The organism is Serratia sp. LSHTC3 (assembly GCF_057197125.1).
The window spans coordinates 1-19916 of record NZ_JBXUNP010000002.1; the positions used below are offsets into that span (position 1 = coordinate 1).

Below are 19916 nucleotides of genomic sequence, written 5' to 3' on the forward strand. Positions count from 1 at the left end.
TTTAATCAATTGGTCGCAGGTTCGAATCCTGCACGACCCACCAATTCAGAAAAAAGCGCCTTTTGGCGCTTTTTTCGCCTCTGCAGCACCCCAACCTGAATCCCTGCTTTCTCGTTTCAACAACACACCGATCATCATCCCGCTTTTCTCTGAACGCCATACGCCCCCACCAGGACATTATCCGCCGGGATCTGCGTGGTCAATGTCTGTCTTTTTAATCTATTAAACACTGAGTGCGTAAATATGAAAATATCAGCGGACTTTTCGCGCGGTTTTAGGTATTTTGTTTAGTATATAAAACGAGGGGCGTTGCGGCAGGCGATATTCACGCGGCAGGCGCCCAGCCTAGCATGAGATTGCAGCGATGAGTGAAATGTTTGATGTCAACGCGGCGGTGTATCCCTTCCCGCCGAAACCGGTACCGCTGGACGTAGCGGAAAAAGCCTTTTATCGCGAGAAGATCAAAACCCTGCTCAAGCAGCGCAACGCGGTAATGGTCGCCCATTATTATACCGACCCGGAAATCCAGGCGCTGGCGGAAGAAACCGGCGGCTGCGTGGCGGATTCGCTGGAAATGGCGCGTTTTGGCAGCGCGCATCCGGCTTCGACGCTGTTGGTGGCCGGCGTGCGTTTCATGGGGGAAACCGCCAAGATCCTCAGCCCGGAAAAGCAGGTGCTGATGCCGACGCTGTTTGCCGAATGTTCGCTGGATCTGGGCTGCCCGGAAGAGGAATTTCATGCGTTTTGCGACAGTCATCCCGATCGCACCGTGGTGGTCTATGCGAACACCTCGGCGGCGGTCAAAGCGCGCGCTGACTGGGTGGTGACCTCCAGCATCGCCGTCGAACTGATCGAGCATCTGGATAGCCTGGGCGAGAAAATTATCTGGGCGCCGGATCGTCATCTCGGCAGCTATGTGCAGAAGCAGACCGGCGCCGACGTGCTGTGCTGGCAAGGTGCCTGCATTGTCCATGACGAGTTCAAGACCCAGGCGCTGCGGCGCATGAAGGCGCTCTATCCGCAGGCGGCCATCCTGGTGCATCCCGAATCGCCTCAGGCGGTGGTCGAGCTGGCGGATGCGGTGGGATCGACCAGCCAACTGATTCAGGCGGCGAAAACATTGCCGCATCAACAGCTGATTGTCGCCACCGATCGCGGTATCTTTTACAAGATGCAGCAGGCTTGTCCGGACAAGGAACTGTTCGAGGCGCCGACCGCCGGAGAGGGCGCGACCTGCCGCAGCTGCGCGCATTGCCCGTGGATGGCGATGAATGGCCTGAAGGCGATTGCCGAAGGGCTGGAGCAGGGGGGCGCGCAGCATGAGATCCACGTGGACGCCGCGCTGCGTGAAAAGGCGCTGGTGCCGCTGAACCGCATGCTGGATTTTGCCGCTCAGCTTAAGATGCAGGTTAAAGGCAACGCTTAACCGTTTAAAAGGATGACCTCATGAGCTTCTTCAGTACCAGCAATATTCTGGTGCATATTCCGCTTGGCGCGGGCGGTTACGATCTGTCGTGGATCGAAGCCATCGGCACACTGTTCGGGTTGCTGTGCATCTGGTACGCCAGCAAGGAAAAAATCATCAACTACCTGTTCGGCCTGATCAACGTCACGCTGTTCGCGGTGATTTTCTTCCAGATCCAGCTGTACGCCAGCCTGCTGCTGCAGCTGTTTTTCTTCGGCGCCAATATTTACGGTTGGTATGCCTGGAGCCGCCAAACCCAGGATAACCAGGCCGAGCTGCAGATCCGCTGGCTGCCGCTGCCGAAAGCGTTGGTCTGGGCGGCGGTTTGCGTCATCGGCATCGGCCTGATGACTTTCAACATTGACCGCGTGTTCGCCTGGCTGACGCAGATTGCGGTGGCGGTGATGCAAGGGCTGGGGCTGAACGTGCAGATGCCGACGCTGCAGCCGGACGCGTTCCCATTCTGGGATTCGGCGATGATGGTGCTGTCCATCGTGGCGATGATCCTGATGACGCGCAAGTACGTGGAAAACTGGTTGCTGTGGGTGGTGATCGATGTCATCAGCGTGGCGATCTTTGCCTACCAGGGCGTGTATGCTATGGCGCTGGAGTATGTCATTCTGACGCTGATCGCCCTGAACGGCTCCTGGCTGTGGATCAAGAGTGCCGGGCGCAACCATTCCAATCCGTTATCTTCCGCTCCGTAATAACAGCAGAGGGCGCCGTGATGGCGCCCTCTTGGCTTAGTGGCGATGCCCCAGGTGCGAATGCGCTTCGGCATGTGAGTGTTCACTCGGCTCCGGCGCCCGGTTGATGCCGCAGTCCGGCGTCTCACAGTGCCGGTACTCCATCTGAATGGTCACGTGGCCAATCTTGTAGTGTTCCAACAGATAAGCCTGAATGCGTTGCAACAGCCCATCGTGGTCATGCGGCGGGATCACCTGCGCATGCAGCGTCATCAGCTTCTGTTCGCCGATCTGCCAGACGTGTACGTGGTGGATATTGCGCACTTCCGGGATGTTCAGGCACAGGTCTTTTTGCAGCTTGGCGATGTCGACCTCCTGCGGCGTGCCTTCCAGCAGCTCGTGGAAGCTCTCCTTCAGCAGCCGCCAGGCGCTGCGCAGCACCAGACAGGAGACCAGCACCGACAGGATCGGGTCAATCGGCGTCCAGCCGGTGGCAAGAATGACAATGGCGGCGACGATGGCCCCCACCGAGCCGAGCAGGTCGCCCAGTACATGCAGCGCGGCCGCCCTCACGTTGATATTTTTCTCTTCGTTGCCGCGATGCAGCAGCCAGAAGGCGAACAGGTTCGCCAGCAGCCCCGCTATGGCGATGATCAGCATCGGAGTGCCCATCACCGGCTGGGGTTCGAAGAAACGCCGTATCGCCTCCCACAGGATGAATACCACGATCACCAGTAGCGCCGCGGCGTTGAGGAAGGCCGCCAGGGTGGTCAGGCGCAGATAGCCAAAGGTGTGGCGCGCGTTGGGCTTGCGCTGGGAAAAGTGCACCGCCATCAGCGCCACCAGCAGCGCGGCGGCATCGGTCAGCATGTGCCCCGCGTCGGCCAACAGCGCCAGCGAGCCGGACAACAGGCCGCCGACCACCTCGGCCACCATAAAGACGGCGGTGACTAAAAAAGCGGTCAGTAGGCGTTTACTATTACTGTCTTTCGGCAGGTGTACGTGTGGAGTGTCCGACATTATTCATCCTTATGCATAGCGAAAGTGGGGGCGGCGGCGAGCAGAGCGTCCAGCTCCGGTTCTATCTGCGCCACTAACGCCTTTAATTTAGTATAAGCGGCGGCGGCAAGCTCGCCCCGACGTGCGGTTTCCACCAGTTGCTGGCACAGCTGCGCGGCTTCCGGCAGCTGCAGCATCAGCAGGCTGCCCTTGATGCGGTGCGCCGCCTGTTCCAGGCGTGACCAGTCGCTCGCGGCGACGGCATCCGCGAGCCGCTGCCGGTCTTGCCGCAGCGTGTCGCTGAGCGTCTGCGCCAGCCGCTGCAGCATGGCGCGATCGCCGCCCGCCATGTCGGCCAGCGTTTGCCGCAGGTCAGTAAGGACTAACTTTTCTTCCTGAACCTGCGGTTGCTGAGCCAATACCTGGCCGATCGCCGCCAGTGAAATCGGCTTGGTCAGGAAGTGGTCGATCGCCACCAGCCCTGGCGGGATGCGGGTAAACTCCTGCACGTCTGCCGAGCAGAGCACGATGCGGCAAGGCGGGCGCCGTAGCCGCTGTTCGTCGCGGCGGATCAGCCTGGCCAGCGTCAGGCCGTCCGGGCGCGGCATGTTATAGTCGATAAACAGCAGATCGAAAGGCTGCCGGCGCTGAGCCTTCAGCAGCGCATAGCCTTGTTCAAAGCGGGCCGGCTGCAGCCCGAAGTGGCGCAGCTGGCGTTCCAGCAACAACAAATTGGTGGGATGGTCGTCGATCAGCGCGGTACGCAAGGCGGAAGACGGCAGAGCAAAGGTGCGCTCCTCCTGGGCGCCAGCCGTCGCGGCGCCGCTCAGCTCGACCGGTATCGCGACCTCGACGCGGGTGCCGACGCCCGGCTGCGAGTGCAACTCGATGCGGCCGCCCATCTGTTCGACGATTTCTTTGCAGATCGACAGGCCCAAACCGGTACCTTGCACCGAGATGCGTTGCGCGCCGCGCGCGCGGTAAAACGGTTGGAACAACTTGCCTACCTCATCGGCGGCGATGCCGCAGCCGCTGTCGTTCACCGTTAACTGCAACTCTCCCCGTCGTTCATCCTGTGCGCGCCAGCCGACGTCGACCTGAATGGCGCCGCGCGGCGTGAACTTTATCGCGTTGTTTATCAGGTTGTTAGCCACCTGAAGTAAACGCTCACCATCAATAATCACCGCCTCCGGCAGCGCCGGATCCGCCACCACGCTCAAGGTCAACGGCCGTTCGCCGATAAGCGGCCGGTAAAGGGCGTCGATGCGCGCGACCCAGGGGCGCAGCGCCACCGGTTTCGGCGCCAGCGTCAACGACCCGGTTTCCAGCCGCGCGTGATCCTGCAGGTCGTTGAGCAGGTTGAGCAGCGATGAGGCCGAACTGTAAATCACCGGCAGGCCTTCCGGCGCAGGTTGGCGTTTGAGCTCCAGTTCCAGCAGGCCGAGGATGGCGTGCATCGGCGTGCGCAGTTCATGGCTGACGGTGGCGAGGAATTTGCTCTTCATGCGATTTTCCGCTTCGGCGCGGCGGCGCGCCTGCTCGAGCTCTTCGCGTTCGCGTTTTTCACGGCGCTGCAGCATGAAACGGCGCAGCGTCAGCGCCAGCAGCAGCACGGTGGCGGCGGCCAACAGCGCCAGCAGCCAGGTGGTCTGCGGCGGCATGCGGTTGTCGTTCACCGCGTCGATCAGGTTGCTGCGGTCGACGATCCACTCGTCGCGCAGCGATTGCAGGGTATCCGCCGGGATCTGCATCAGGTTCTTATCGAGGATCGCCAGCAGCAGCGGTTGATCGCGGCGCACGCCGAAGGCCACCGGATAGGGGATGTTGTTGGCGGCGAAGGCCAGCTTGATGGCGCCGGAATAGCGCGACAGCGCCAAAAAGTTGGCGGAGATGACGTTATCCACCAGCGCATCCAGCTGGCCGTTGGCCAGCGCGTCGTACATCGATTTGCTGTCGGCGAAGCTTACGGTCTGTTCCTGCTCCGGCACCAGCCCTTGAGCCAAATCGCCCTGCAGTACGCCGATGCGCTTGCCGGCCAGATCGCCCCAGGTCGAGACGCCGTTGGCATACTGGCCGACGTAAACGCCCCACAGCGAACGGTGGATCGGCATGCTGGCGCCGTAGCGCGCCTTGACGCCGCGCGCCAGCGGCAGGGCGGCGCGGAAGCTGGCCTGGCCGGATTGCACCAGCTGATCGGCCTGCTCGGCGTTGCGCGCCCACAGCGGCGCGAAACGCAGCCCGGTGTTTTGCGCGATGATGTTGAGAATATCGATGGCATAGCCGCGCGGCTGGCCGTCGGAACCGCGGTAGGCGAACGGGAAGTTGTTCTCGATGGCGGCGTAGTAAACCACGCGGTGGCTCGCCACCCAATTCTTCTCCATCGTCGTCAGATCGGCATTGCCGGTATCGAGGTAGCTGGGGATCTTTTTGCTCCAGCGGCTCTGCAGGGCATTCATCAGTTCCATCGGCGCGTCGGCGATGGCGGTGTCCAGCGTGTCTATCAGGCGCGGGTCGGCGGCGGCGAACACGAAGGAAAGGTTGCCCAGGTTCTCGTTGCTTTCAATCTGATAGAGCTGGCCGAGCTGCAGCTGGTCGATGATAAAGCTGGCGCTGGCCTCGTCGGCGATAAAGTAGTCGCTGCTGCCGTTCAGCAGCGAATAGACCGCCTGCAGATTGTTGTCGTAGCGCTGGATCTGCGACGCCACCGCCTGCAGGGCGCCGCCGGACTGCATGTCGGTCAGCGCGCCGATCGCGACGCGGGCGTTGGCGGAATTGAGCATCACCGGCCGATCGTTGCTGCGATCGCGCAATACGCGCAGGTTGCTGACGTAGTAAGGCTGGGAGATCTCCAGCCCGTGCAGCGCTTCGCTCTGCGGGATGCCGTACAACAGATCGACCTTGCCGTCGTGCAGCGCCTGCTCCAGCTGGGTCAGGTCGGCGAAGCCGTAAATGGCGAAGCGGATGCCGGTTACCTGCTGGATATAGCCGAGGTAGTCGGCGTTCAGCCCATACAGATCGTCATCCACAATGATGTTGTACGGGCTGGTGTTCTCACTGATGATGCCGACGCGCAGCGTGCGGTCGCGCCAGGGATTTTTCTCGCCGACGATCAGCATATTCTCGGGGGGATTCAGGTTGCTGACCAGCTGATAGCGCACCGGCTCCGCCGCCTGCGCCAGGCCGCACCACAGGATCAGCAGCAGCAGGGCGCGGCGCATCATGGCGCCAGCTCTTTAAACACCGCCACCAGCTCCAGCAAATTGCCGGCGCCGGTTTTGCGCTGGATGTTTTTCTTGTGCGTGCTGACGGTCTTGTTGCTGATGTGCAGCCGGTCAGCGATCTGCAGGTTGGACAGCCCCTGGCTCAGCAAGCCCAGCACCTCGAGCTCCTTGGGCGTGAGCAGCCCGCCGTCCGCCGTCGGCGCCTCTTCGGCCAGCGCGGCGGCGGGGAAGCTGGTTTCACCGTCCAGCACCTGCTCGATCGCCTGCACCAACTCCGCCAGCGAGCTGCCTTTATTGACGAAACCGTCGGCGCCGGCGGCATGCGCCATGCGCGCATACACATCGGCCTCTTGCGCGGTATAGATCAGGATCTTTTGTTGCGGGTAGTGGCGGCGGATTTTTTTCAACAGCTGCAGCCCGTCGACCTGCGGCAGGCCGATATCCAGGATCACCAGGCCGAAAGCGGCCTCGGCCAGCAGGGCCAGCGCCTGAACGTCGTCCTGCGCCGCCTGCAGGCGGTAGGCGCGGGCTGATTTCATTAGCGCCGCTTCCAGTGCGACATGAACCACCGGGTGGTCATCAACTAATAACAGAGAGGGCATGTTCAACTCGGGTCACTTTATATTCCGATCGCTAGCATAGCGAAAAAGGAGGCTCTGCGCTCCCCTGATGAAACAGCACAATCTGCTGTTAATTTGGCGGTTCCAGCGGCGGGGGGCAAAGGTGATTTACAGCGCCATTCTCACAGGCTAGATTGTTGGGATCTACACCGTTACGCACTGCGAAAGACCCCACGATACCGAATGGAAAAGCTATGAATTACCAAAACGACGATTTACGCATTAATGATATTAAGGAACTCCTGCCGCCGGTGGCTTTGCTGGAGAAATTCCCGGCCACTGAACGCGCGGCAAAGACGGTGTCCCAGGCCCGCAGCGCAATTCACAATATCCTCCGCGGCAGCGACGATCGCCTGCTGGTGGTGATTGGCCCTTGCTCCATCCATGATACCCAAGCCGCCAAAGAGTACGCGGGGCGCCTGCTGGCGCTGCGTGAAGAACTGAGCGGCGAGCTGGAAGTGGTGATGCGCGTGTACTTCGAAAAACCGCGCACCACCGTGGGCTGGAAAGGCCTGATCAACGATCCGCAGATGGACAACAGCTTCAACATCAACGACGGCCTGCGCCTGGCGCGCAAGCTGCTGGTGGAGATCAACGACAGCGGGCTGCCGGCCGCCGGCGAATTCCTCGACATGATCACGCCGCAGTACCTGGCGGATCTGATGAGCTGGGGCGCCATCGGCGCGCGCACCACGGAATCGCAGGTGCACCGCGAGCTGGCCTCCGGCCTCTCGTGCCCGGTCGGCTTCAAGAACGGTACCGACGGCACCATCAAGGTGGCGATCGACGCCATCAACGCCGCCGGCGCGCCGCACTGCTTCCTGTCGGTGACCAAGTGGGGCCACTCGGCGATCGTTAATACCAGCGGCAACGGCGACTGCCACATTATCCTGCGCGGCGGCAAAGAGCCGAACTACAGCGCGGCGCACGTGAAGGACGTCAAAGCCGGCCTGAGCAAAGCCGGGCTGCCGGCGCAGGTGATGATCGACTTCAGCCACGCCAACAGCAGCAAACAGTTCAAAAAACAGCTGGACGTGAGCGCCGATGTTTGCGGGCAAATTGGCGGCGGTGAAAAAGCGATCATCGGCGTGATGATCGAAAGCCACCTGGTGGAAGGCAACCAGAACCTCGAAAGCGGCGAACCGCTGGTTTACGGCAAGAGCGTGACCGACGGCTGCATCGGCTGGCAGGACACCGAAACCGTGCTGCGCGATCTGGCGGCGGCGGTAAAAGCGCGCCGCGGATAACCGCAAACAATGAAAAGGGCCCGATAGCGGGCCCTTGTTTTATCTTTGCCATTGCACTTCTCTATATTCCACGACTTTAAGGCTTACAGTTAATGGGCCAATTAAGTCATTAAGCGACCCCCTTCGCATTATTCCTATTTAAGAAAAGAATAATTGTCACTGCTCGCGGCATTGTGCTTATATAAGACGCTTTTTTTATTCCATAAACCCCGCAGGCCTAATAAGTGGGGAGTGGTATGACCTTATTCCTTTCAGGATGAAAGAATTATGACAAACAATACCTCGCAGCCGCTGGGGCTGCACCGGATTAAATTCCATGGGAAAGGTGGTGAGTACTTCGCTATTTGGTTAGTCAATGCATTATTGACCGCCCTGACCCTGGGCATCTATTCCGCCTGGGCGACGGTGCGCCGTCGCCGCTATTTTTACGGCAACACGGAATTGGACGGCGATCGTTTCGACTACCATGCACAACCGCTGCAAATTCTGAAAGGGCGGCTGTTGGTGATCGGCGGCATCATCGTGTTTTATATCTTGCTGGCGATAACGCCACTGTTGGGGCTGCTGGCTTTGCTGGTGTTGCTTGCCCTGCTGCCGTGGATCGTTATCCGCAGCTGGCGCTACAATGCGATTATGTCGAGCTATCGCGGCGTGCGTTTTAATTATGTCTGCCGCACCGGGCGCGCCTATTGGGCTTTACTGTTCTGCCCGTTATTGCTGATTATCGGGCTGTATGTCGGTTTGATCATCTTGCTCGGCATTGGCAGCGGTCTTGGCAGCATCAACGCCATCGCTTTTATGCTGGTGCTGACGTTGATTTTGGCCGTGCCGGCATTTGCGGCGGTAAATGGTATTATTAGCGCACTGCAGCATGATTTGTACGTTAATAACCTGTTCTTCGGGCGCACACCGTTTATTGCCGAACTGAAGAAATCGGCCTTTATCAAATTTGCCTTGATCGGCCTGCTCATATTCCTGCCATTTATGTTGGTCGCGTTGGTGTGCATCGGTTCGTTCTTCTTTACTCTCTATCAGATGGTGTTGATGGGTCTGTTGACCAACGAAGCCATTGATGTGCTGGTGCTGGACAATATCAGCAGCCTTCTGCTGATGATGGTGGTGCTGTTGATCGGCGCGCTGGTGGCCAGCAGCTACCAGGTCGTTGCCCAGCGCAATTATCTGTTTAACCAGGCAAGGCTGAACGGCGACATCAAGCTGCATTCCTCAATGAAAACGCTGCCATACATGGGATTGTTGATCACCAATACCCTGATTACCCTGTTCTCGCTCGGTTTGGCGACGCCGGTGGCGGAAGTGCGTCATGCCCGTTATCTGGCGGCCTGCACGGCGGTTGAAGGCGATCTGGCGCTGCTGGACATTACGGCGCATCAGGAAAGCGCCAACAGCGCGGTGGCCGAAGAAGCGCTGCAGGCGCTGGATCTGGGCGGCAACTTCTGAGGCGCCGATGATCCTTGAAGGCGCTTATCAGTTGCCGGGACGGGCCGCACGTGAGGCGGCTCGTCTGCTGGTGAACGAAAGCGGCGAAGGCGTGACGTTGCAGCGGCAGGATGAACAGCGTTACATCCCGCTGACGGACATCACCGTTTCTGCCGCGCTGGGCAATATTCCGCTGACGCTCACCTTCAAGGGCGGCGGGCGCTTTGTACCTGACGACGACGCGGCCTTTCGCCGCTGGTTCTATCAGCGCCGTTCGCCAGGGTGGGTGCATCGTCTGGAACGCCATAAACGCGGCGTCGCCCTGGCGCTGCTGATGACGCTGCTGGCGGTAGTGGCTTACGTTTATGTGGTGCTGCCGTGGGCGAGCAGCGAGATCGCCATGCGCATCCCCACCTCGGTGGAACAGACGCTGGGCAAACATACGCAGACGTTTTTGGACCAGAGCGGCTTCGCGCCCTCTGCACTGCCGGCCGAGCGGCAACGGGCGTTGCAGCAGCTATTCCGGCAGGTGATGCCGGCCGAGATGCGCCAGGAGCGCACGCCGCTCTCGCTGAAGCTGATGGCGGCGCCCGGTGCGCCGAACGCCTTTATGTTGCCCGACGGCACGCTGGTGCTCAGCGATAGCCTGGTCACCTTGTCAAAAAACGACGATGGCCTGGCGGCGGTGATGCTGCATGAGATGGGGCATCACGCTCATCGTCACCCGATGCGCATGTTAGTGCGTTCGTCACTGGTGGCGTTGACGCTGATGTGGATGACGGGTGACGTCAGCGGCATCGGCGATACGCTGCTGCAGTCTGCGTCCTTCGTGAATGAGATGCAGTTTTCTCGCGGGATGGAGCGTGAGGCGGATGCGTTTGCGATAGCGGAAATGCAGCGCCAGGGGCGTTCGCTGGCGGAAATGGCGGCGATCTACCGCGCGTTGGCGCAGGCGCCTGAACGAGAAAAGACCGATGACTGGGCGCTGCCTGCCTGGCTCAGCACCCATCCGGCGATGCAGGAACGGCTGGACGCGGTGAATGAGGCGATGGCGCAGCAGCAATAAAAAAGCCCCCGGTGAAAACCGGGGGCTTTTTCGTGAACGGGCGAAATTACTTCGCTTTACCCTGGTTCGCTACGGCCGCCGCTTTTGCTGCGATCTCGTCGGCGTTACCCAGGTAGTAACGTTTGGTTGGCTTGAAGTTCTCGTCGAACTCATACACCAACGGCACGCCGGTTGGGATGTTCAGCTCGAGGATTTCATCTTCGCTCAGGTTATCCAGGTATTTCACCAGCGCGCGCAGGGAGTTGCCGTGCGCCGCAACGATCACGCGCTCGCCGCTCTTGATGCGTGGCAGGATCTCTTCGTCCCAGTAAGGGATAACGCGATCGATGGTCAGCGCCAGGCTTTCGGTCAGCGGCAGCTCTTGCTCGGTCAGCGAAGCATAGCGCGGATCGTGGCCAGGGTAACGTTCGTCTTCTTTGGTCAGCTCAGGTGGGGTCACCGCGAAGCCGCGACGCCATTGTTTCACCTGCTCGTCGCCGTATTTTTCCGCGGTTTCCGCTTTGTTCAGACCCTGCAGCGCGCCGTAGTGACGTTCGTTCAGCTTCCAGGATTTTTCGGTTGGCAACCAGGCCTGATCCAGCTCGTCGAGGATGTTCCACAGGGTGTGGATCGCGCGCTTCAGTACGGAGGTGTAAGCGAAGTCGAAAGTGAAACCTTCTTCTTTCAACAGCTTGCCTGCTGCTTTCGCTTCGGTGCGGCCCTTGTCGGACAGATCAACATCATACCAGCCGGTGAAGCGGTTTTCTTGGTTCCACTGGCTTTCGCCGTGACGCACCAGAACCAGCTTAGTTACAGCCATAGCTTAACTCCTTAATAATCTGACATTTCAATGATAACGAAAATCATTATATTGCCGCGGGCCGGGGCTCGGCAATCGATAGTGTCTAACCATAGCCAATTTCTTGCCGCAAAGTAAGGGCTGGCGAAAGGAAAAAGCTGAATCGTTCAGGCTGAGGCGGAAGGGGGAGAAACGGCACGTCGGAATCGCTCCGGACGCGCCGTGGCGTAGGGAAAATCAGGCAGATTTTTTCAGGCAGTTGCTCATGAAGGTTTTACGCGCGTCGCCCTTCAGATCCTTGGTCTTGGCGTCGGCATTGCAGCTTTTCATTTTCTGCTGCTGCGGCGTCAGGGTTTTGCCGGACGCAGCGGCGCCTTCGGACTTCAGGCAGGTGCTCATAAAGGTGGAGCGATCGGCGCCTTTCAGCGACTTGGTGGATGCCTGCTGGTTGCAATCGGTCATGCGTTTCTGTTGGGCCGCCTGCGCCGGCGAAGGCGTTTTCGTCGCCGTCGTCGCGTCGGCCGCCATCAGATTGGTGCTCAGCATTAAGCCCGCCAGCAATGGAAGTGCAGTAATCAGACGCATAGGTGTTCCTTCAGCTATTGATTGGCCGCCATCGGCCGAAAATTGTGACGTTGCACAAGGCGTTGTGCTTATCACGGTAGCCTGAGTGTAGTGCGCGCTTTGGAATAAGGGAAGGTGGGCGCCGGTGGGGGGATGGCGCTAAAAGGTAAGCATTTATAACAAATTGCCCCCGGCCGCACGGCGAGGGGCGTAGCGGGTCAGATAGGATAAAACTGATAATGCGTGGCGCTGCGGTAGCGGCTCCCCGGTTGCAGCCAACAATCCGGCTGCGGCCACTCGGGGTGGTGCGGGCTGTCCGGCAAAAACTCGCTCTCCAGCGCCACGCCGGCATGGTTGGCGTAGCTGCCGCCATCGCGCGCCGGCGTGCCGGCCAGATAATTGCCGCTGTAGAGCTGCAGCGCAGGCGCGTCGGTGAACACGCTCATTTGCACTTGCCCGTCGGCGGACCACAAATGCGCCGCCGGGCTCTCCAGCGCCCCGCAGGTACGATGCAGCAGAAAGGCGTGATCGTAGCCTTTTACCCGCTGCTGGTCGCAATCGCGCAGGAAATCCTGCAGCAGCGTTTTCGGCTGGCGGAAATCCATGCCGCTGCCGTCCACCGGCGTCAGATCGGCGCAGGGAATGCCCTCGGCGTCAACGGGCAGATAGCGATCGGCGAACAGCTGCAGCCGTTGGGCGCGGGCGTCGGTGCCGGCGCCGTCCAGATTGAAATAGGCGTGGTTGGTCAGATTGACCGGGCAGGGGCGATCGACCTGCGCCAGATAGTTGATTTCCAGGCGATTATCCGAGGTCAGGCGGTAACAAACCTGCACGTCGAGATTGCCGGGGAAACCCTGATCGCCCTCCGCCGAATGCAGCGCATAGCAGACCTGCTGCGCATCATGCTGCACCCGGCGCCAGCGGCGGGCATGAAAACCGTCGGGGCCACCGTGCAGCTGATGGGCGCCCTGATTGGCGGCCAGCGCATGGGGTTTCCCGTCGATGGGCAGACTGGCGTTGGCGATGCGGTTGGCGTAACGGCCGACGGTGGCGCCCAGATAGGCGCCCTGACGTGGGTAGTCCGCCGGGCTGTGGCAACCCAGCAACAGCTCGCGCTTTTCACCGGATTTGAGCGGCAAGACGGCGGACAGCCAGGTGGCGCCCCAGTCCATCAGCGTCACCGTCATGCCGTCGGCGTTTTGCAGCAGTGTCAGCTGGTAAGGTTGCCCATCGGGCGCCGCTTCCGTGCTCACCGTCAGCATGGGCCGGCCCCCTGCGAAGCCTGGCAGACATAGAAGGTTTCCTGCAATCCGCCGGTTTGCCGCGGATACTCGTGCGCCACGGCGGCACGCACTGTCTCCACGAGATCCTGTGGCATCAGCGCGACGATGCAGCCGCCAAAGCCGCCGCCGGTCATGCGCACGCCACCGCGCGGGCCGATCGTCGCTTTGACGATCTCGACCAACCGATCGATCGGTGGCACGGTGATTTCAAAGTCATCGCGCATCGAGGCGTGGGATTCCGCCATCAGCCGCCCCATGCGCTGCAGGTCGCCGGCCGCCAGCGCGTCGGCCGCCGCCAGCGTGCGGGCGTTCTCGCTGATGACGTGCCGCGCGCGTTTGGCCACCAACGGATCCAACTGATGTTGACGCGCTGCAAACTGTTCGGGGCTAACGTCGCGCAGCGCCTTGACGCCGAAGAACCGCGCCGCTTCTTCGCACTGTGTGCGGCGGGTGTTGTACTCGCTGTCCACCAGCCCGCGCTGCACATTGGAGTTGACGATCACCACCGCGACGTTGTCCGGCATCGGCACCGCGCGGGTCTCCAGCGAGCGGCAGTCGATCAGCAGAGCGCTGTCGCGCCGGCCGAGCGCGGAGATCAGCTGGTCCATGATGCCGCAGTTGCAGCCGACGAACTGGTTCTCCGCCTCCTGGCCGTTCAGCGCCAGCGCCACGCCGTCCAACGGCAGCTGATAGAGCGCCTGCAGCGCCTGGCCCACCGCCACTTCCAGCGCGGCGGAGGAGCTGAGCCCCGCGCCCTGCGGCACATTGCCGGCAATCACCAGATCCGCGCCGCCGAAATCGGCGTTACGGCGCTGAAGGTGCTTCACCACGCCGCGGACATAGTCGGACCAGCGCTGATCGGGATGGCTGACGATCGGATCGTCGAGCGAGAATTGATCCTGCTGATTCTGATAATCGGCGGCCAGCACGCGGATCTGGCGGTCGTCGCGCTTGGCGCAGGCGATGACGGTTTGGTAATCGATGGCGCAGGGCAGCACGAAGCCGTCGTTGTAATCGGTATGCTCGCCGATCAGGTTCACCCGCCCCGGCGCCTGGATGGTCAACGCCGGCGCGTAGCCGAAGTGTTCGGTAAACAGGGAATGGGTAAGCGGTTTCAGGCTCATGCTTGGGCTCCGGCTTCACGGTAATGAATATCGCTGACGGCGCGCAGACGCTCTGCGGCCTGTTCGGCGGTCAGGTCGCGCTGGGTTTCCGCCAGCATCTCGTAACCGACCATAAACTTGCGCACGCTGGCTGAACGCAGCAGCGGCGGATAGAAATGGGCGTGCAGCTGCCAGTGCCGGTTGTCGGCACCGTTGAACGGCGCGCCGTGCCATCCCATCGAATAGGGGAAGGAACACTGGAACAGGTTGTCGTAGCGGCTGGTCAGCTTCTTCAGCGCCAGCGCCAGATCGCGGCTTTGCGCCGCACTGAGATCGGTAATGCGCTGCACCGCCGCTTTCGGCAGCAGCAGCGTTTCAAACGGCCAGGCGGCCCAGTAGGGCACTACCGCCAGCCAGTGTTCGGTGTTCACCACAATGCGCTCGCCTGCGGCCAGCTCGCGCTGCGCATAATCCAGCAGCAGCGGGGAGGCGTGTTCCCGAAAATAGTCGTGCTGCAGGCGATCTTCGCGTTCGGCCTCGTTCGGCAGAAAGCTGTTGGCCCAGACTTGCCCGTGCGGGTGCGGGTTGGAGCAGCCCATCGCCGCGCCTTTGTTTTCGAACAGCTGTACCCAGGGATAGTGCTTGCCCAGCTCATCGGTTTGCGCCTGCCAGGCGGCGACCACCTGTTCCAGCGCCGGCAGCGCCAGTTCGGGCAGGGTCTTGCTGTGATCGGGAGAGAAGCAGATCACCCGGCTGACGCCGCGCGCGCTCTGGCTGCGCATCAGCGGATCCTGGCTATCGGGCGCCGGTGGCGTATCGCTCATCAGCGCGGCGAAATCGTTGGCGAAAACATAGGTACCGCGATAATCCGGATTGCGATCGCCGGTGACGCGCGCATTGCCCGGGCACAGGAAACAGTCGGGATCGTGCGTTGGCAGCGTTTCCGTCGGGACGGCTTCTTGTTGGCCCTGCCAGGGGCGCTTGGCGCGGTGCGGTGAAACCAGCACCCACTGGCCGCTGAGCGGGTTGTAGCGGCGGTGCGGATGATCGATAGGGTTAAATTCCGTCATACGGTTCCTTTCTAGGCGCCGACGAAAGTGTAATCGCTTCCAATTACCGTCTTGAGACGCCCGTTGCTGAACAGGGAGAGGCTATTGCGCAGAAAGATAGCACGCCCGCGGCGGTAAAAAGGTGATCTAACGCGAAAAATGGAATCGTTTACACTTCATAGAAAAGCGCAGGAAGGGCGAAGAAAAGCGGGCGACAACGTGATTGAGGGCATTGCGGTGAGGTGCCGGTGATAGCGTTTTCACCCGACCAGCCGGCAGAGAGGGGGCTCTCTGCCGGCTTCAGTCGTTAAGAATGCTGGTACAGCGGATAGGTGAAGAACAGCAGATGGGTCAGATTAAGCCCGAAATGGAACAGAATCGGCACCCACAGACGGCCGCTCCACATCCACGCCAGGCCGTAGATCACCCCGGCGAGGGTCGCGAAGATCACCATCAGCGTACCGCCCGCCAGATGCGCGGCGCCGAACACCAGGGAGGCGACGATCAGCGCCGGCCAGGCGCCCAGCCACTGGCTGAGACGCTGTTGCAGGTAGCCGCGAAACAGCGCTTCCTCAGCCATGCAGACGAAGAACAGGTTTGCCATCACGAAAGGCAGGATCCAGGCGGGCGCATGCAACTCGATTTTTAAGCCGCCCAGCGCGACGGCCAGCAGCAACAGCGCCGGCACGGCCAGCAGCAGCGCAATCCAGCCCGCTTTGCCAGCGTTGCCGCCGCGTTCGGCGGAAAACAGCGTGGGCAAGCAGGCGAACAGCAGGAAGGGCACCATCGCCTTATCGAAGTTGTAATACATCGTGAACGGCGCGCTGAGCGGGCCGGCTTTTTCGCCGTCGATCATCAGCTGATTGTGGATGCCCGGCACCAGATGCAAGAACAGCGCCACGCAGCCGGCGACCACCAGCCCTTCGAGCGCAATCGCCAGATTACGCTGCTCGCGAAAATGGTGGCGCAGCCCCGCCAACGCCACGATGGCCAACAGGCAACCCAGGCTGAGCGGCGTCAGTACCCCATGATAAAGCCCCATGCCCGCCGAGGCGGCCAGGATCACCCAGGCTATCAGCCGATTAAACGGCAAGAAAAATAACGAAGCAGCCAGTACGCCCCACATAATATGTCCCTTTAAATATGTACACGGCGCTCAGCGCCTTTGCGGCGTGCGATGATGGCGAAATTGAGCGCTAGAGCGGATAGTAGCACACCAAGATGACGCTAAAGGTCGGGGCAGTGATGCATTTGTGCATGATGCTGGCCCACACGACCGGCGGCGATGAGGGTTAGCCTTTCATCCAGGCCTGCGAACGGGTGATTTCGGCCAGGTTTTGCAGGGTATCCAGGCTCTGCTGGTGGATCTCCTGCGTGGGGGCTGCGCACAGATCGTGCAGTACGGTCACCTGAAAGCCGGCGTCGTGCGCCTGCCGCGCGGTGCTCTCGATGGCGAGCGGCGTGCTGACGCCCGCCAGCAGCAGATGGTGGCACCGATGTTGCCGCAGCCAGGCTAACAAATTGTTACCGGAGAAAGCGCTGACTGCCGTTTTTTCAAACAGCAGATCGGTCTCTTCCTGATGCAGTTCGGGCATCCAGCGGCAGCCCGGGCCGTTTAACCGCAGCGCGCCGATCTGCTTGAGATGGTTGAACAGCGGCGAATGGGGCGGAATGTCATGATAATCGTCGGCGAATCCCACCCGCACCCAAATCACCGGGATTTTTCGCACCCGGGCATAGGCCGCGGCGGCATTGACGTTGGCGAGCAGGTGGGTCGCCGCCACCTGTTCGCGGCAGTGGTTGGCGCGCCCTTTGGGCCCGATCAGATCTTCGATCAGGTCGATGATAATCAACGCAGCGGACATGGCGTCTCCAAAAATGGCCTTCTTCCTTTCTATGATAAAAGGCCAAATGTGATGTGCTGCGGTGAAGTGTTGCCGGATATGTTTACGCCGCGTTTCAGGCGGAGGCCGCCTCCAGCCGTTGCTGTTGGTAACCATAGCCGCCTTCGCCGTCGGGCACGAAGCTGAGGCGGTGAGTGATGCACTGCGGCGCATCTTCGGCATGGTGCGAGACGAACAGCAGCTGGGTAGCGCCCTGGCCGATCAGCACGTCGATGAAGCGGCGCACCAGCTGGCGATTGAGCGGATCCAGCCCCTGCAGCGGCTCGTCGAGGATCAGCAGCGCCGGGTGTTTCACCAGCGCGCGGGCGATCAGCGCCAGCCGCTGTTGGCCCCAGGAAAGGCTGTGGAACGGGGCGTCACCGCGCGCGCCGTTGAGCCCGAGCAGCGCCAGCCATTGTTCGGTCAGCTGCCGCTGACGATCTGAAACCGCCTGATAAATGCCGATCGAATCGAAAAACCCTGACATCACCACGTTGCGCACGCTGGTGTTGACGCGATAATCCAGATGCAGGCTGCTGCTGACGTAGCCGATATGGCGTTTGATTTCCCAGATGGTTTCCCCGCTGCCGCGGCGGCGGCCGAATAGCGTCAGATCGTTGCTGTAGCCCTGTGGATGATCGCCGGTGATCAAGCTGAGCAATGTGGATTTGCCGGCGCCGTTCGGGCCGACGATCTGCCAGTGTTCGCCGGGATTTACCTGCCAGTCGAGGTGATTGAGGATCGGCCGATCGTCATAACTGACCACGCCGTCACGCAGGACGATCAGCGGCCGATCCGCCTGCAGGGCTACTTTTTGCGTCGGATCCTCGGTTTCCGGCAGCGCCAGCCCGCTGAGATTTTCGCTGTGCGCCAGCTGCGCCACCAGCGCGTCCGCCATCACCTGGCTGCGCGGCCCGCGGCTGGTCAGGGTGCAGTCCGCCAGCACGCCCACCCGCCGGACAAAATCCGGGATTTCGTCGAACCGGTTGAGCACCAGCACCAGGGTCTGGCCCTGGGCGGAAAGCTCGCTCAGCAGCGTGGCGAGCTGCGCGCGCGAGTGCACGTCCAGCCCGTCGAAAGGCTCGTCGAGGATCAGCAGGTCAGGCTCGGGCATCAGCGCCCGGCACAGCAGGGTCTTGCGCGTTTCGCCGGTGGAGAGGTATTTGAAGCGGCGCGTCAGCAGGGCGGTGATGCCGAACTGTGCGGCCAGCCGCTCACAGCGCGCGGCGTCTTTCACCTCTTCCTGAATGATCTCAGCCGCGGTGCGGCCGGTGTCGTCCTCGTCCGCGCTGAGCAGATCGGTGTTGTTGCGTTGCCACTCGTCGCTGACCATTTTTTGCAGCTGTTCAAAGGAGATGCGCACCGCATGCTGAAAGTCGCTGCGGCGCTCGCCGCCGAGCAGAACCAGTTCGTCGGCCAGCGCCCGCGCCAGGGCAGATTTGCCGCTGCCGTTGGCGCCGACGAAGGCCCAGCTGTCGCCGGCCTGGATTTCCAGCGCGTCCAGCGTCAGGGTGCGGGTATCGCTTAAGCGGAATGAACCTTGCGAAATGTGCAACGACGACATCACCTGTTCCTTTTTTTGCAATTATTTGCCTTAGAAATAGGCGCATTGCAGGGGGATGTCAATCAACAAAAATGCAACGTTACGTTGCGCTTAACACAACGTGGCGACAATCACGTGGTCGGCGTTGAACAGGGCGTGTACGGCGGCGCCGACGCTCAGCTGCAGACGCTGCAGCTCCGCCGTCGTCAGCGTGGCGCACAGGGTTTCGCCGCCCGCCAGCGTCACCAGCACCTCACTGTGTTCGGCGCCTGGCTGAATGCCGGCCACCACGCCCGCCAGCGCGTTATCCGCGCCGGCATGTTCCGCCGTCTCGACGCTTAACCGCACCCAGGGCGCCTTGATCAGCGCCAGCACCTCTTTGCCCGGCGTCAGCTGCAGCCGGTCGGCGCTTTGCTGGGTAATGGCCGCCGTCAGACGAGTGCTGCCGTCGTTCAACAAAATCGCCAGGTGCTGCTGCACCTGCTGATGATCGCGTTCGATGACGGTACCGAAGAACTGATTGCGCGCGCTGGTTTGCAGCGAGAAGCGCGAGATGGCCGCCAGCAGGCTGTCGAGCGGCAGATCGTCCTGCTGCAACACGTCGAAGGCCTTTTGCTGCACCTGGCCCAGCAGGTCATACAGCTGGATCAGCCGCTGGCCATAGTGCGTCAGCTGTGCGCCGCCGCCGCCTTTCCCGCCGGTGGCGCGGTCCACCACCGTTTGTTCCGCCAGCTGGTTCATCTCATTGATGGCATCCCAGGCGCTTTTGTAGCTGATGCCCGCCAGTTTGGCGCCCTGGCTGATGGAGCCGGTGTGCTGCACCTGTTTCAGCAGCGCGATGCGGCGCGGATCGGCGAACAGCTTTTGCTGGAGTTTGAGAGTCAGAAGAATTTCGGCCTGCATAGCGCATCCTGTCGGCGGCAAAAACCGTATTGTCGCCGATTTGGCGGCAAAGCGCCAAACGCAGTGCGC

The 19916-nt window shown here is 61.2% G+C and carries 18 protein-coding genes; 6 read left to right on the top strand and 12 right to left on the bottom strand.

The genetic code is table 11. From position 1 onward, the window contains the following. The 3 genes from AC2CGI_RS07200 to pnuC form a co-directional block, all read left to right on the top strand. Positions 1-226, top strand: a 226-nt coding sequence (locus tag AC2CGI_RS07200) for a hypothetical protein (RefSeq protein ID WP_421127269.1), incomplete at its 5' end; no start/stop codon positions are given. A gap of 138 nt (positions 227-364) precedes the next feature. Then, positions 365-1426, top strand: coding sequence for a quinolinate synthase NadA (nadA, locus tag AC2CGI_RS07205; RefSeq protein ID WP_015376982.1), 1062 nt, complete (start codon positions 365-367; stop codon positions 1424-1426). Between the two features lie 20 nt (positions 1427-1446). Then, entirely contained in the window at positions 1447-2172 is a 726-nt protein-coding gene (pnuC, locus tag AC2CGI_RS07210; protein ID WP_015376983.1) for a nicotinamide riboside transporter PnuC, read from the top strand. Between the two features lie 36 nt (positions 2173-2208). Here pnuC and zitB read toward each other — a convergent pair whose 3' ends face one another. The 3 genes from zitB to AC2CGI_RS07225 are packed head-to-tail and all read right to left on the bottom strand — an operon-like array spanning position 2209 to position 6973. Next, on the bottom strand, positions 2209-3171 hold the full coding sequence (gene zitB / locus AC2CGI_RS07215) for a CDF family zinc transporter ZitB (RefSeq protein ID WP_015376984.1): 963 nt from the start codon (positions 3169-3171) through the stop codon (positions 2209-2211). After that, positions 3171-6371: an ATP-binding protein gene (locus tag AC2CGI_RS07220; RefSeq protein WP_021504599.1), complete on the bottom strand. Its 3201-nt coding sequence runs from the start codon at positions 6369-6371 to the stop codon at positions 3171-3173. The genes zitB and AC2CGI_RS07220 overlap by 1 nt, the downstream gene beginning before the upstream one ends. Beyond that, positions 6368-6973 carry a response regulator gene (locus tag AC2CGI_RS07225; protein WP_015376986.1) on the bottom strand — a complete coding sequence of 202 codons (606 nt, stop codon included), beginning with the start codon at positions 6971-6973 and terminating at the stop codon, positions 6368-6370. Before AC2CGI_RS07225 ends, AC2CGI_RS07220 begins: the two co-directional genes overlap by 4 nt. A 212-nt stretch (positions 6974-7185) precedes the next feature. Here AC2CGI_RS07225 and aroG point away from each other — a divergent pair, with 212 nt between their 5' ends. From aroG to AC2CGI_RS07240, 3 genes are all read left to right on the top strand, one after another. Beyond that, positions 7186-8238 (top strand): 3-deoxy-7-phosphoheptulonate synthase AroG, encoded by a 1053-nt coding sequence (gene aroG / locus AC2CGI_RS07230; RefSeq protein ID WP_015376987.1) that lies wholly within the window; start codon positions 7186-7188, stop codon positions 8236-8238. Positions 8239-8505: 267 nt separating this feature from the next. After that, positions 8506-9696, top strand: coding sequence for a YjgN family protein (locus tag AC2CGI_RS07235; protein ID WP_015376988.1), 1191 nt, complete (start codon positions 8506-8508; stop codon positions 9694-9696). 7 nt (positions 9697-9703) lie between these two features. Beyond that, positions 9704-10741 (top strand): M48 family metallopeptidase, encoded by a 1038-nt coding sequence (locus AC2CGI_RS07240; protein ID WP_004939835.1) that lies wholly within the window; start codon positions 9704-9706, stop codon positions 10739-10741. Between the two features lie 46 nt (positions 10742-10787). On the opposite strand, the gene gpmA is transcribed toward AC2CGI_RS07240, so the two are convergent. From gpmA to modE, 9 genes are all read right to left on the bottom strand, one after another. Further along, positions 10788-11540: a 2,3-diphosphoglycerate-dependent phosphoglycerate mutase gene (gene gpmA, locus AC2CGI_RS07245; protein ID WP_004939834.1), complete on the bottom strand. Its 753-nt coding sequence runs from the start codon at positions 11538-11540 to the stop codon at positions 10788-10790. Between the two features lie 216 nt (positions 11541-11756). After that, positions 11757-12104, bottom strand: coding sequence for a PsiF family protein (locus AC2CGI_RS07250; RefSeq protein WP_028127665.1), 348 nt, complete (start codon positions 12102-12104; stop codon positions 11757-11759). A gap of 197 nt (positions 12105-12301) precedes the next feature. Further along, positions 12302-13345 carry a galactose-1-epimerase gene (gene galM, locus AC2CGI_RS07255; protein ID WP_015376990.1) on the bottom strand — a complete coding sequence of 348 codons (1044 nt, stop codon included), beginning with the start codon at positions 13343-13345 and terminating at the stop codon, positions 12302-12304. Further along, positions 13339-14490, bottom strand: coding sequence for a galactokinase (gene galK, locus AC2CGI_RS07260; protein WP_015376991.1), 1152 nt, complete (start codon positions 14488-14490; stop codon positions 13339-13341). Before galK ends, galM begins: the two co-directional genes overlap by 7 nt. Then, positions 14487-15539, bottom strand: coding sequence for a galactose-1-phosphate uridylyltransferase (gene galT / locus AC2CGI_RS07265; RefSeq protein WP_004939829.1), 1053 nt, complete (start codon positions 15537-15539; stop codon positions 14487-14489). The genes galK and galT overlap by 4 nt, the downstream gene beginning before the upstream one ends. A 286-nt stretch (positions 15540-15825) precedes the next feature. After that, positions 15826-16644, bottom strand: coding sequence for a CPBP family intramembrane glutamic endopeptidase (locus AC2CGI_RS07270; protein WP_048322415.1), 819 nt, complete (start codon positions 16642-16644; stop codon positions 15826-15828). Between the two features lie 166 nt (positions 16645-16810). Continuing rightward, the gene (locus AC2CGI_RS07275; protein ID WP_033633892.1) at positions 16811-17383 is read right to left on the bottom strand and encodes a cysteine hydrolase family protein; all 573 of its coding nucleotides are present in this window, start codon (positions 17381-17383) and stop codon (positions 16811-16813) included. Between the two features lie 94 nt (positions 17384-17477). Beyond that, positions 17478-18965: a molybdate ABC transporter ATP-binding protein ModF gene (gene modF, locus AC2CGI_RS07280; RefSeq protein ID WP_049278112.1), complete on the bottom strand. Its 1488-nt coding sequence runs from the start codon at positions 18963-18965 to the stop codon at positions 17478-17480. Between the two features lie 90 nt (positions 18966-19055). After that, positions 19056-19847: a molybdenum-dependent transcriptional regulator gene (gene modE / locus AC2CGI_RS07285; RefSeq protein ID WP_049187129.1), complete on the bottom strand. Its 792-nt coding sequence runs from the start codon at positions 19845-19847 to the stop codon at positions 19056-19058. Positions 19848-19916 lie beyond the last annotated feature (69 nt).